Raw genomic sequence first — 12,977 nt, 5'->3', positions numbered from 1 at the left:
CTGCGTCGCGCCGCACGTCGGGATAGGACGCGGAGCGTCCGGAACGGCATGCGACGCAGAGCGCCGCACGATAGTCGGGATTATCGTTCCGTGGGAATGCCGTGGGTGACGCTCTGCGTCAAAGATCTACGCCGCGCCGCATGTTCAGGATAGGACGCGCAGCGTCCAGAACGGCATGCCAACGCGGAGCGTCGGCACGATAGTCGAGATTATCGTTCCTCACGCTCCAGCGTGGGAATGCCGTTCGTGACGCTCTGCGTCACAGATCTGCGTCGCGCCGCATGTTCAGGATAGGACGCGCAGCGTCCAGAACGGCATGCCAACGCGGAGCGTCGGCACGATAGTCAGTCAGAGGAGCCTCAGCGCCTAACCAGCAGCACGCCCGATTCCATGTGGTGGGTGTACGGAAACTGATCGAACAGTGCGCAGCGCTCGACCCGGTGGGTGTCGTGCAGTTGGGCGATGTTGGCGGCCAGGGTTTCCGGGTTGCAGGATATGTACAGAATGCGCTCGAAGCGCCGGGTCAGTTCGCAGGTGTCCGGGTCCATGCCGGAGCGCGGCGGGTCGACGAACACGCTGCCAAAATCGTAGCTCTTCAAGTCCACGCCGTGCAGACGGCGGAACGGGCGCACTTCGTTCAGGGCTTCGGTCAGTTCTTCGGCCGACAGACGCACCAGCGTGACGTTGTCCACGCCGTTGTCATCCAGGTTGCTCAGCGCCGCATTGACCGAGGTCTTGCTGATTTCGGTGGCCAGCACCTTGCGCACGCGTGTAGCCAGCGGCAGGGTGAAGTTGCCATTGCCGCAATACAGCTCCAGCAGGTCGTCCTGCCGCTCGCCCAGCGCATCGAAGGCCCAGTTGAGCATCTTGCCGTTCACCGTGCCGTTGGGCTGGGTGAAAGCGCCTTCCGGTTGCCGGTAACTGTAGGTGCGGCCAGCCACGTCGAGCTTCTCGGTCACGTAATCATGACCGATGACCAGCTTCTGCCCCTTGGAGCGGCCAATCAGGCTGACGTCCAGTTCGGCGGCCAGTTGCGCGGCGGCGGCCTGCCATTCGGCGTCCAGCGGGCGGTGATAACACAGGGTGATCATCGCGTCGCCTGCCAGCGTGGTCAGGAAGTCCACCTGAAACAGCTTGTGGTTCAACGTCGGGCTGGCTTCCCAGCGCTCGCGCAGCACCGGCATCAGCGCGTTGATGCGCTCGCTGGCGATCGGCAGGCCTTCGAGCAGGATCGGCGTCCTGTTGTCGCCCGGCGCGAACATCGCGTAATAGCGCTTCTGGTCTTCGCGCCACAGGCGGAACTCGGCGCGCAGCCGATAGTGTTCGCGTGGCGAGTCGAACACCTGTGGTTCGGGAGCATCGAACGGCGCCAGCAACTCGCGCAGGCGGACGGTTTTTTCTTCGAGCTGACGGTCGTAGCTCGCAGGGTCGAAGGGAACACTCATGCGTTGAACCAGCCCAGCTTGATCACGAACAGGATCGACAGGATCACCAGCGCCGAATTCAGCTCGCGCCAGCGTCCCGACAGCAGCTTGATCGCTGTCCAGGAAATGAAGCCAAAGGCAATGCCGTTGGCGATGGAGTAGGTGAATGGCATGGCCAGGGTCGTGATGACTACTGGCGCTGCGACCGTGATGTCATCCCAGTCGATTTCCGCCATGCCGGACGCCATCAACACAGCGACGAACAGCAGCGCGGGTGCCGTCGCGAAGGCGGGCACGCTGCCGGCCAGCGGAGCGAAGAACAGCGCCAGCAGGAACAGCACGGCGACTACCACTGCAGTCAGACCTGTGCGGCCACCGGCACTCACGCCTGCAGCCGACTCGATGTAGCTGGTGGTGGTCGAGGTGCCCAGCAGGGAACCGGCCATCGCGGCAGTACTGTCGGCGATCAGCGCACGGCCCATCTTCGGCATGTGCCCGTCCTTGCCCATCAGCCCGGCGCGTTTGGCCACGCCGATCAGCGTGCCGGAGTTGTCGAAGATGTCGACGAACAGGAAGGCGAAGATGATGCTGACCAGACCTACGTCCAGCGCACCCATGATGTCCAGTTGCATGAAGGTCGGTGCCAGCGAAGGCGGCATCGACACCACTCCGCCAAACGGTGAGAAGCCCAGGGCGATAGACACCAGAGTGACCGCGAGGATGCCGATCAGCACGGCGCCGCGAACCTTGAGGTAATCCAGGGCCACGATCAGAAAGAAGCCCAGCGTCGCCAGTACCGGGGCTGGCTGCTTGAGATCGCCCATGCCGACCATGGTCGCCGGGTTGCTGACCACGATACCGGCGTTATGCAGGGCGATCAGCGCCAGAAACAGGCCGATACCGGCCGCAATCGCCGAACGCAGGGGCAGGGGAATGCTATTGATGATCCATTCACGGATCCGGAAGATCGACAGGATGAAGAACATCACCGCTGAAATGAACACCGCGCCCAGCGCTACCTGCCAGCTGTGGCCCATGTGCAGGACCACGGTGTAGGTAAAGAAGGCGTTCAGGCCCATGCCCGGTGCCAGGGCGATCGGGTAGTTGGCGATCAGGCCCATCACTGTCGAGCCGATGGCCGCCGCCAGGCAGGTGGCGACGAATACCGCGCCCTTGTCCATGCCGGTTTCGCCGAGGATGCTCGGGTTGACGAACAGGATGTAAGCCATCGCCAGGAAAGTCGTGACGCCCGCAAGAATCTCGGTTCGCACGTTGGTGTTGTGTGCCTTGAGTTGAAACAGCCTTTCCAGCATGTCTGGCTCTCCGTGACGCGGCGCGCGTCGTGAATGATCGACTCCAACAGCAATGCACAGACTGCAGGGCAGCCCGTTTGATTTTTGCGGGTCGGAAAAAGCCGCGCATCATACCAGCAGCTTGGCGGGATGGCTGCCTGTGGATGACGGCCTTTCAATGACAAGTACGCCCATCAAGAAAGCCTGAACGTTGCAAACCTCGCGAAGTCCCACCCCTTAAGACGCATAAAAAGTGCGCTAAGTGACCGCCTACCGTGAGGTTTCCATGAGTGCAACGACCCCGAACCCCCAGGACTTCGCCACCCACGCGATTTCCCTGACCCTGAACGGACAGCTCCGCCAACTGGATGTGCTGCCCTGGACCACCTTGCTGGACTTGCTGCGTGATCAGCTCGATCTGGTCGGCACCAAGAAAGGCTGCGACCACGGCCAGTGCGGTGCGTGTACCGTACTGCGCGACGGCACGCGCATCAATGCCTGCCTGACGCTGGCGATCATGTGTGATGGCGCCGAGCTGACCACCATTGAAGGCCTGGCTGATGGCGACCAGTTGCATCCCATGCAGCAGGCGTTCATCAAGAACGATGCGTTCCAGTGCGGCTACTGCACGCCCGGGCAAATCTGCTCGGCTGTCGGGCTTGCCAATGAGGGGCGCGCCAGCACGCGTGCCGAGATTCAGGAACTGATGAGCGGTAACCTGTGCCGTTGCGGTGCCTACAGCAATATTCTCGCCGCCGTCGAAGAGGCGCTGCCGCAGTTCCACAACGCAGCGCCGAAGCCGGAGGTGAACGCATGAATCCGTTTACCTACAGCAAGCCGACCGACATCACCGCTGCGGTCAACCTGAGCGGCCCGGCCACGCGTTTCATTGCAGGCGGCACCAATCTGCTTGACCTGATGAAAGAAAACGTCGCCACGCCAGAGCACCTGATCGACATCACCGGCCTGCCTTTAAGGGATGTCAGTGAAACTGCCTCGGGCGGTCTGATGATCGGTGCGTTGGTCAGCAACGCCGACCTGGCCTATCACCCGCTGATCGAAGCGCGTTACCCGCTGCTGAGCAAAGCCGTGCTGGCCGGTGCTTCGCCGCAGTTGCGCAACATGGCCAGCACCGGCGGCAACCTGCTGCAACGCACCCGCTGCTATTACTTCTATGACACCGGCGTGCCGTGCAACAAGCGTGAGCCAGGCAGTGGCTGCCCGGCGCGTACGGGCGTGAATCGCATTCACGCGATCCTGGGTGCCAGCGAAGACTGCGTCGCGACTCACCCGTCCGACATGTGCGTGGCACTCGCTGCGCTGGAAGCCGTGGTGCATGTTCAAGGACGTGCCGGCCGCCGCACTATCGAGTTTGCTGATTTCCATCGCCTGCCGGGTGATGCTCCGCAACGGGACAATCAACTGGCCGACGATGAGTTGATCGTCGCCGTCGAACTGCCTGCAAACGGCTTTGTCAGCCACAACGCTTATCTGAAGATCCGCGACCGTGCGTCCTATGCGTTTGCCCTGATATCGGTGGCTGCCGCCATCGATATGGACGGCGATGTGATTCGCGACGTGCGTCTGGCATTGGGCGGTGTCGCGCACAAGCCATGGCGCGACAAGGCGGTCGAAGCGCTGCTGGTCGGCAAGCCGGTCACTCGCGAGAACTTCGCCGCTGCTGCAGACGCCATGCTTGAAGATGCGCAGCCTCTGGAGCACAACGGTTTCAAAGTCAGACTGGCCCGCCGCGCGATCATTCGTGCCTTGAGCGATGCCGCAACAGGAGGGAGCGCCCAATGAACCAGCCATTTTCGCCAATGGGCAAGCCTGTGGACCGCGTCGACGGCCGATTGAAAGTGACCGGGGGCGCGCGTTACGCCGGTGAATACCCTGAAGAAGGGTTGCTGTATGGCAGCGTGGTCTCCAGCACCATCGCCAACGGTCGCGTCGCCAGCATCGATAAGAGCGAGGCAATGAAGGTTCCGGGTGTGGTCGCGGTCATCGACCACACCAATCGTCCGTGGCTGGCCAGCTATGACGAAAACTATGAGGACGCCGATTCGGCCGACGGTTCGCCGTTTCGTCCTTTTTACAACGACAACGTCATGTACAGCGGCCAACCGCTCGCGCTGGTCGTTGCCGATACGTTGGAACTGGCGCGTCACGCGGGCTCGCTGGTGCGTATCGAATACGAGCAGCAGGAGCACCAGACCGATCTGCAGGCCATGCTCGACACCGCCTATGACGCGCCTGCCGAATTGCCGCCGCCGCGTGGCAACTTCGAAGGCGAACTGGCCAGCTCCGCGCTGAGCGTGGACGTGACGTACAGCACGCCCAGCGAGTACCACAACCCGATGGAGCCGCATGCGTCGACTGTCCTGTATCAGGCTGACGGCAGCTTGCAGATTCACGACAAGACCCAGGGCACGCAAAACTGTCAGGACTATCTGCACAAGGTGTTCGGTCTGGAAAAGGACAAGATCCGCGTGCTGGCCGCTTTCGTCGGTGGTGCCTTCGGTTCTGGCCTGCGCCCGCAATATCAACTGCCGCTGGCAGTAATGGCTGCACTGCACCTCAAGCGCTCCGTGCGCCTGACGCTGACCCGCCAGCAGATGTTCACCTTCGGTTATCGCCCGCGCACCATTCAGCGCCTGCGTCTGGGCGCGGCTGCCAACGGTCGTTTGCTGGCGGTCGGTCATGAAGCCATCGGGCAGACTTCGCGTTTCGAGGACTTCAGCGAACACGTCGTGGAATGGAGCGGCATGCTCTACCACTGCGACAACGTGCAGTTGACCTACAAACTGGTGCCGCTGGACGTGTTCACGCCGCTCGACATGCGTGCGCCGGGTGCTGCCTTGGGCATGATCGGCCTGGAATGCGCCATGGATGAGCTGGCTTACGCGTTGGCCATCGATCCGGTGCGCCTGCGCCTGACCAACTACGCCGAGCGCAACGGTAACGAAGACAAGCCGTATTCGAGCAAGGAATTGCGCGAATGCTACGCACAGGGTGCCGAACGCTTTGGCTGGTCCAGCCGCAACCCTGAGCCACGCAGCATGCGTCAAGGCCGTCAGCTGGTCGGTTGGGGCATGGCCGGTGGTGTCTGGGAGGCCATGCAGATGAAGGCCAGCGCCAAGGCGCGTCTGCAAGCGGACGGCACGCTGGTGGTCAGCAGCGCTACCACCGACATTGGCACCGGCACCTATACCGTCATGACGCAGATCGCTGCAGAATCGTCGGGTATCGAGGTGGATAACGTCAGCTTCCTGCTGGGCGACTCTTCGTTGCCGACTGCGCCGTTGCAGGGCGGCTCGTTCACGGTGTCTTCAGTCGGTACTGCGGTGCAACAGGCCTGTCAGGCTTTGCAGCGCCAAGTACTGGAAGTTGCCAAAGGGCTGCATCCGCAATTCGCTTCTGTGACGCCGGATGAGGTTCGCTTCGAAGCGGGCAAGCTGTACGTCGGCGATCAGGCGCTATCGATGGCTGAACTGGCCGCGTCTCAGGCCCACGGTGTCATCGAGGTGCAAGTCGACGCCGAGCCGGACAAGAAGCGCGAAGCCTACGCGGCAGCCACGCACTCGGCGGTGTTCGTCGAAGTGCTGGTCGACGAGGATCTGGGCACTATCAAGGTCAATCGTGTGGTCAGTGCCGTGGCAGCGGGCAGGGTCGTGAACCCGAAAATGGCGCGCAGCCAGATTCTGGGCGGCGTTGTCTGGGGCATGGGTATGGCGCTTCAGGAAGAGGCGATGCTTGACCACGACCTGGGCCGCCCGATGAACCACAGCCTGGCCGAGTACCATATCCCGGTGAACGCTGACATCGGCGACATTGACGTGCTGTTTGTCGAAGAACACGACGACATCGTCAACGCGCTGGGTTCCAAGGGCGTCGGCGAAATCGGCATCGTCGGTGTGCCGGCAGCGATTGCCAACGCGATCTATCACGCCACCGGCAAGCGTATCCGCGAGTTTCCGATCACGCTGGATAAGCTGTTGTAACAATGGAGCTGCTCGCGTTTCGCAAGGCGCTCTCCCGCTGAGCGCGAATCCAACTGCCTATCGTGCCAACGCTCCGCGTTGGCATGCAGTTCGTGACGCTCTGCGTCACAAATTTTCAGCACGGCGAGACAGCGCGCGTAAACCAGGCTCAGGCTTTGAGGGTGCGTGCACCTTGTAACGCCTGAATCAGGCGTCAACGCTGCAATGTGTGACGCGGAGCGTCACGAACTGCATTCCCACGCGGAGCGTGAGGAACGATAGACGCCGCAGTTCTCCGCAGGTGAGACAACCCGCCACGCGACAATAGACCACACGACTTTAATGGCCGAACAGGACTACTCTTTGATGGTCGATTGATCTGTATCAGTGTGTTCAGGCAACGATCAGTGCATCGACCAGCGTTTTCGCCATTGGAAACGCCAGAATAAAGAAACATAAGCACTCATTACCGTGGGGGCAATCGCTGTTGGCTTGCGGCCGGCAGCAGGTTTCATCTGAGAGAGGAACATCTTATGTTCGGTTTAGAGGCTATAGATCTCGCCCGGATTCAGTTCGCATTCACGATTTCGTTCCACATCCTGTTTCCTGCCATCACCATCGGTCTGGCAAGTTACCTGGCTGTGCTCGAAGGTCTGTGGCTGAAGACCCGCGATGACGTCTACCGTGACCTGTACCACTTCTGGTCGAAGATTTTTGCAGTCAACTTCGGCATGGGCGTGGTTTCCGGGCTTGTCATGGCCTACCAGTTCGGCACCAACTGGAGCCGCTTCTCCGACTTCGCAGGTGCTGTGACCGGCCCGCTGCTGACCTACGAGGTGCTGACCGCGTTCTTCCTCGAAGCGGGGTTCCTCGGCGTCATGCTGTTCGGCTGGAATCGTGTCGGCCGCAACCTGCACTTCTTCTCCACGGTAATGGTCGCCATCGGCACGCTGATCTCCACCTTCTGGATTCTGTCGTCCAACAGCTGGATGCAGACCCCTCAAGGGTTCGAGATCATCGACGGTCGGGTCATTCCCACTGACTGGTTCGCTGTGGTGTTCAACCCGTCGTTCCCTTATCGCCTGACGCACATGGCGATCGCCGCGTTCGTGGCGACGGCGTTCTTCGTCGGTTCGTCGGCCGCCTGGCATCTGTTGCGGGGCCGCGACACACCTGCAGTGCGCAAGATGCTCTCGATGGCCATGTGGATGGCCCTGCTGGTGGCGCCTGTCCAGGCTGTCGTCGGTGACTTCCACGGTCTGAACACGCTCAAGCATCAGCCTGCGAAGATTGCGGCCATCGAAGGTCACTGGGAGAACGTTGGTGACGAACCGACCCCGCTGATCCTGTTCGGCATTCCCGACATGAAGGAAGAACGTACCAAGTACGCGGTGGAAATTCCGTACCTGGGCAGCCTGATCCTGACTCACAGCCTGGACAAGCAGGTGCCTGCGCTCAAGGAATTCAAGCCTGAGGATCGCCCTAATTCGACGATCGTGTTCTGGTCGTTCCGGGTCATGGTCGCCCTTGGCATGCTGATGATCTTCACCGGCCTTTGGAGCTTGTGGCTGCGCAAGCGCGGCACGCTGTACAACTCGCGTCCGTTCCTGTACCTGGCGTTGTGGATGGGGCCATCCGGCCTGATCGCTATTCTCGCCGGCTGGTTCACCACCGAAATCGGCCGTCAGCCGTGGGTCGTGTACGGCCTGATGCGTACCGCCGATGCTTCGTCCGGGCACAGCGTGGCGCAGATGAGCATCACCCTGGTGCTGTTCGTGGTCGTCTACTTCGTGCTCTTCGGCACCGGTCTTGGCTACATGATGCGTCTGGTTCGCAAAGGGCCGAAAGCCTATGTCGAACATGTGCCGCACGGTGGTCCCGGCCAGCAACGCACACCGGCCCGTCCGCTCTCCGCTGCTGTTGAAGGCGAAGAAGATGGCGACAATCTTGACCGTCACGGCAAGGGGATTTAAGCCATGGGTATCGATCTTCCGCTGATCTGGGCCATCATCATCGTCTTCGGCATCATGATGTACGTGGTGATGGACGGTTTCGATCTGGGTATCGGGATTCTTTTCCCGTTCATGAAGGACAGTTCCGACCGCGACGTGATGATGAACACCGTCGCGCCGGTCTGGGACGGCAACGAAACCTGGCTGGTGCTGGGCGGTGCGGCACTGTTCGGTGCATTCCCGCTGGCCTACTCGGTGGTCCTGTCTGCGCTGTACCTGCCGCTGATGTTCATGCTCATGGGCCTGATCTTCCGTGGCGTGGCGTTCGAGTTCCGCTTCAAGGCGACCGAGCTGAAGCGTCACTGGTGGGACAAGGCATTCATTGGCGGCTCGCTGGCGGCGACATTCTTTCAGGGTGTGGCGCTGGGTACCTACATTGAAGGCATCCCGGTGGTCGATCGCCAGTTTGCCGGTGGCTCGCTGGACTGGCTCTCGCCATTCCCGATGTTCTGCGGGCTGGCCTTGATCGTCGCTTACGCGCTACTGGGCTGCACCTGGCTGATCATGAAAACCGAAGGCTCGCTGCAGAAGGCGATGCATGATCTGGCACGTCCGCTGGCCCTTGCGGTGCTCGCGGTCATGGGCGTGGTCAGCCTGTGGACGCCGCTGGCCCACGCTGATATCGCGCATCGCTGGTTCAGCATGCCGAACCTGTTCTGGTTCATGCCGGTACCGATTCTGGTGCTGGTGACCATGTACGGTCTGTTCAAGGCGGTGGCCCGCAATGCCCACTACACGCCGTTTCTACTGACCCTGTTGCTGATCTTTCTGGGTTACAGCGGTCTGGGCATCAGTTTGTGGCCAAACATCATTCCGCCTTCGGTATCGATCTGGACAGCCGCCGCGCCGCCGCAGAGCCAGGGCTTCATGCTGGTGGGCACGCTGTTCATCATTCCGTTCATCCTGGGCTACACCTTCTGGAGCTACTACGTGTTCCGCGGCAAGGTGACGGCTGCAGACGGTTATCACTAGTCCGAACCGAGGAGAATGACGATGTCTGGTAAAAATTCCATGCACGATCCTGATCCGGCGCTGAGCAAGCCGCTCTGGCAACGACTGGCGTGGCTGGTCGGAATCTGGGCGGGCAGCGTATTCGCGCTGTTCATCGTCGCCAGCCTGATGCGTATGTTCATGAGCGCAGCGGGCCTGACGACACACTGATACTGAATTCCCGTTCGTGTCCTCCGGACACGTTTTGCGACCCTCTTGCCACTCGCGTGGCAAGGGGGTCTTTTTTTGTCGTGAGCGTGGGTTACTTGCGGGCTTTCAGAATCACGAATTTCGGCGTGGCGGCCACTTGTTCGACGCCGCGGAACAGGCGCGACAGCTTGGTGTGATAACCCAGGTGGCGATTACCGACGATGTACAGCGCCCCGCCGGTCACCAGCGCGGCACGCGCCTGCAGAAACATCCGCCAGGCAAGAAAGTCGCCGACCACTTGCTGCTGGTGGAAGGGCGGGTTGCACAGCACCACATCCAGCGAGTCAGGCTCCTGCATCTCCAGACCGTCGCCAGCCCGAACCCGGACGTCGCGATCACCCAGCGTCGCGCGCCAGTTCTCGGCTGCCGATTGCACGGCCATGAACGACTCGTCGACCAGCGTGTAGTGCGCCTGCGGGTTGTCCAGCGCGCTGGCAATGGCCAGTACGCCGTTGCCGCAACCCAGGTCTGCGACCCTTGCCGTGCCAAGGTTTTTCGGCAGATGCGGCAGGAAGGCGCGAGTGCCGATGTCCAGCCCGTCGCGGCAAAACACATTGGCATGGTTGAGCAGTTCGATGGCCGGCTCATCCAGCCGGTAGCGCGTCGGATAGGGCGAGGTGCGCACTTCCATTGGCTGTGGCGTGGCGAACAGCAGCCTGGCTTTTTTCACTGCCAGCGAGGCCTGCACCGGCCCGACATATTCCTCCAGCAAGTCGCCCGCCGAACGCGGCAAATGCTTGACCATTGCCGCAGCAATGACCCGAGCGCCGGGGGCCAGTTGACCTTGCAGGCGTATCAGTTGCTCTTCCAGCAGCGCCAGGGTCTTGGGCACCCGGATCAGCACCCAGTCGAAGGGCCCCTGCAACGCTTCGCTGGCCGGGATGTGCGGTACTGCGTCGTAGCTCATGCCGTTGCGCGCCAGATTCTTTTCCAGCGCCTGCGCCGCCAGAAACGAGTCGGTACTGCTGATCACCGTGGCATGCGGCGCGAGACTCGCCGCCAGCGCGCCGAAACTGTCATTGAGCACCAGAACCCGACTGGGCAGGCTGAGCCCTGCCTGTGCAACATGATTGAGCAGGTACTCGTCGGCGGCATCGAATGCCTGCAGGGGCTCATCCTGTTGCTCGGGTTGGCGAATGAGATCAAGTTCAGCGAAGGGACTGATGAGCAGGGGCATTGGCGGGAGAACTCTGTGCAATCGAAGGTATGTCAGTGAGCCCGATGACAGGTGGGCTCGCCGAGACAGACGATTTTACGTATTTTTTCGTTTCGATACCTGTCTGATTACGCGGTGATTGCCCGTTTGTCAGAACATCCCGCTGAGCGCGGCTTGTACGGCGGCAGCCGTCTTGTTGCAAACGCCCATTTTTTGAATGGCACTGGCAATGTGGAAGTGAATGGTGCGTTCCTTCAGGCAGAGGATCATTGCGATGTCGCCAGCTGTTTTGCCTTCGGCGGACCACTTGAGGACTTCGATTTCTCTCTGAGTCAGGTTTTTTGCTGGCGAGGGCTGTGAGAAATTTATGTCCATTGTGTTCATGTAGCCTCCTTGCAGTACGTGTACAGACCTTGCTGGGTGTTTATCCAGTCTAGGGAACAAATAGACCGCAATCCGTCGGGCTGCGGATCAGCCGGACGGATGGGCTGATGGCACATAGCTGCGTGTTCTGGGGCTGCTGGCTGAAAACCCCGCGCGAGAAGGGTCGGGGCAATTTGGCCTGTGGATGTGCTACCCGTCAGGAGCTGATCCAAGAACCAAATACTCTAAGCGGCAGAGCCCGTTGCCGGATAATCCATCACAAACAGCCGGTGTTTATCGAGCCTGCTTTGCGGGACACTGGGCTCTGCTTTCCATATTCAGGAGTTCAAAGCGCACCATGACCGTCAGTGACGACAAATTCACCCGACAGACACTGCAGCGTGTCACGCCGCTGACCGCGAACCTGTTTACCCTGCGCACCACGCGTGATCCCGGTTTTCGCTTTCGTGCCGGACAGTTCGCGCGTCTCGGGGTGACCAAGGCCGACGGTTCAGTGGTATGGCGTGCCTATTCGATGGTTTCTTCACCGCACGACGAGTTTCTGGAGTTTTTTTCCATTGTGGTGCCGGATGGCGAATTCACCAGCGAGTTGAGCCGTTTGCGTGAGGGCGACAGTCTGTTGGTGGAAAAGCAGGCGTTTGGTTATCTGACCCTGGATCGCTTTGTCGATGGGCGCGATCTCTGGCTGTTATCCACAGGCACGGGTGTCGCGCCGTTTCTGTCGATCCTTCAGGATTTCGAGGTCTGGGAGAAGTTCGAGCGGGTGATTCTGGTGTACAGCGTTCGTGAGTCACGCGAGCTGGCCTATCAGCAATTGATTGCCGAACTGATGCAGCGTGAGTACCTGGCTGAATACGCGGACAAGTTTCTGTTTCTGCCCACGGTGACCCGTGAACAGCATCCGGGCGCATTGAATGGACGTATCACGCAGTTGATCGAAAACGGGGAGCTTGAGCGCGCGGCCGGCATTGCTCTCACGCCGGAGCATTCGCGGGTGATGTTGTGCGGCAATCCGCAGATGATCGATGACACACGGGCGATTCTCAAGCAGCGCGAGATGCGCTTGAGCCTGTCACGCAAGCCGGGGCAGGTGGCGGTGGAGACGTATTGGTGAGGGTTGACGGCTAACGATGGCTATCGTGTCGAACACTGGCACGATAGTCACATAACCATCGTTCCTCACGCTCCGCGTGGGAATGCAGTTCGTGACGCTCTGCGTCACACAGCGGCTTTTCTTTGTCAGTTTGATAGGGTTCGACTCAGGTCACCTTTTCGCCCCTCGGCGACTTACTTTGATGGGGCCAAAGCAAGCAAAACCCGCAGCTCCGTTTCCGGCCCGACTTGGTCCTGTCACTTACGTCGCAATTTGCGTCGTCAGGCCATCGTGTCCGAAAAGCACTTTAGAGTAGTCGGGCTAGAGGCACGGCCCGGAACCTGATGACTATCGTTCCTCACGCTCTGGTGTGACCCCCGAAGGTTGGACAATTATCCACCTACGCTGCCTTGGCGGCCTGCATTCTGTATTCCAC

11 protein-coding genes are annotated in these 12,977 nt (G+C 60.7%); 7 read left to right on the top strand and 4 right to left on the bottom strand.

The window, feature by feature from the left end; genetic code table 11:
* Positions 1-359: 359 nt before the first annotated feature.
* Together trmA and KBY08_RS12660 are read right to left on the bottom strand one after the other, a co-directional pair.
* Positions 360-1,445, bottom strand: a complete 1,086-nt coding sequence (gene trmA, locus KBY08_RS12665; RefSeq protein ID WP_024641962.1) for a tRNA (uridine(54)-C5)-methyltransferase TrmA — start codon at positions 1,443-1,445, stop codon at positions 360-362.
* A complete protein-coding gene (locus KBY08_RS12660) occupies positions 1,442-2,737 on the bottom strand; it encodes an NCS2 family permease (RefSeq protein WP_111522201.1) in 1,296 nt (431 codons plus the stop codon). The genes trmA and KBY08_RS12660 overlap by 4 nt, the downstream gene beginning before the upstream one ends.
* 265 nt (positions 2,738-3,002) lie before the next feature.
* On the opposite strand from KBY08_RS12660, the gene KBY08_RS12655 reads away from it, so the two are divergent.
* The 6 genes from KBY08_RS12655 (at position 3,003) to KBY08_RS12630 (ending at position 9,869) form a co-directional block, all read left to right on the top strand.
* Positions 3,003-3,533, top strand: coding sequence for a (2Fe-2S)-binding protein (locus KBY08_RS12655; protein WP_003368718.1), 531 nt, complete (start codon positions 3,003-3,005; stop codon positions 3,531-3,533).
* Positions 3,530-4,519, top strand: a complete 990-nt coding sequence (locus tag KBY08_RS12650; protein WP_003399948.1) for an FAD binding domain-containing protein — start codon at positions 3,530-3,532, stop codon at positions 4,517-4,519. Before KBY08_RS12655 ends, KBY08_RS12650 begins: the two co-directional genes overlap by 4 nt.
* Complete coding sequence (locus tag KBY08_RS12645) at positions 4,516-6,717, top strand: xanthine dehydrogenase family protein molybdopterin-binding subunit (RefSeq protein WP_111522200.1); 2,202 nt, start codon at positions 4,516-4,518, stop codon at positions 6,715-6,717. The genes KBY08_RS12650 and KBY08_RS12645 overlap by 4 nt, the downstream gene beginning before the upstream one ends.
* A gap of 512 nt (positions 6,718-7,229) precedes the next feature.
* Complete coding sequence (locus KBY08_RS12640; RefSeq protein ID WP_003399952.1) at positions 7,230-8,669, top strand: cytochrome ubiquinol oxidase subunit I; 1,440 nt, start codon at positions 7,230-7,232, stop codon at positions 8,667-8,669.
* A 3-nt stretch (positions 8,670-8,672) separates the two neighbouring features.
* Entirely contained in the window at positions 8,673-9,680 is a 1,008-nt protein-coding gene (gene cydB / locus KBY08_RS12635) for a cytochrome d ubiquinol oxidase subunit II (protein ID WP_003396217.1), read from the top strand.
* 21 nt (positions 9,681-9,701) lie between these two features.
* The gene (locus KBY08_RS12630) at positions 9,702-9,869 is read left to right on the top strand and encodes a DUF2474 domain-containing protein (RefSeq protein ID WP_002555239.1); all 168 of its coding nucleotides are present in this window, start codon (positions 9,702-9,704) and stop codon (positions 9,867-9,869) included.
* Between the two features lie 91 nt (positions 9,870-9,960).
* Here KBY08_RS12630 and KBY08_RS12625 read toward each other — a convergent pair whose 3' ends face one another.
* Both KBY08_RS12625 and KBY08_RS12620 read right to left on the bottom strand, forming a co-directional pair.
* Entirely contained in the window at positions 9,961-11,085 is a 1,125-nt protein-coding gene (locus tag KBY08_RS12625) for a methyltransferase (RefSeq protein ID WP_024650687.1), read from the bottom strand.
* A 129-nt stretch (positions 11,086-11,214) separates the two neighbouring features.
* A complete protein-coding gene (locus KBY08_RS12620; protein ID WP_003340758.1) occupies positions 11,215-11,448 on the bottom strand; it encodes a helix-turn-helix domain-containing protein in 234 nt (77 codons plus the stop codon).
* Between the two features lie 337 nt (positions 11,449-11,785).
* On the opposite strand from KBY08_RS12620, the gene KBY08_RS12615 reads away from it, so the two are divergent.
* A complete protein-coding gene (locus KBY08_RS12615) occupies positions 11,786-12,562 on the top strand; it encodes a ferredoxin--NADP reductase (RefSeq protein ID WP_004416059.1) in 777 nt (258 codons plus the stop codon).
* Positions 12,563-12,977: the final 415 nt, after the last annotated feature.

It is taken from the genome of Pseudomonas sp. P135 (assembly GCF_020312125.1).
Lineage (GTDB): Bacteria > Pseudomonadota > Gammaproteobacteria > Pseudomonadales > Pseudomonadaceae > Aquipseudomonas > Aquipseudomonas fragariae.
The sequence above is the reverse complement of the archived record's forward strand: the minus strand, read 5'-3'. Positions and strand labels throughout refer to the sequence as shown.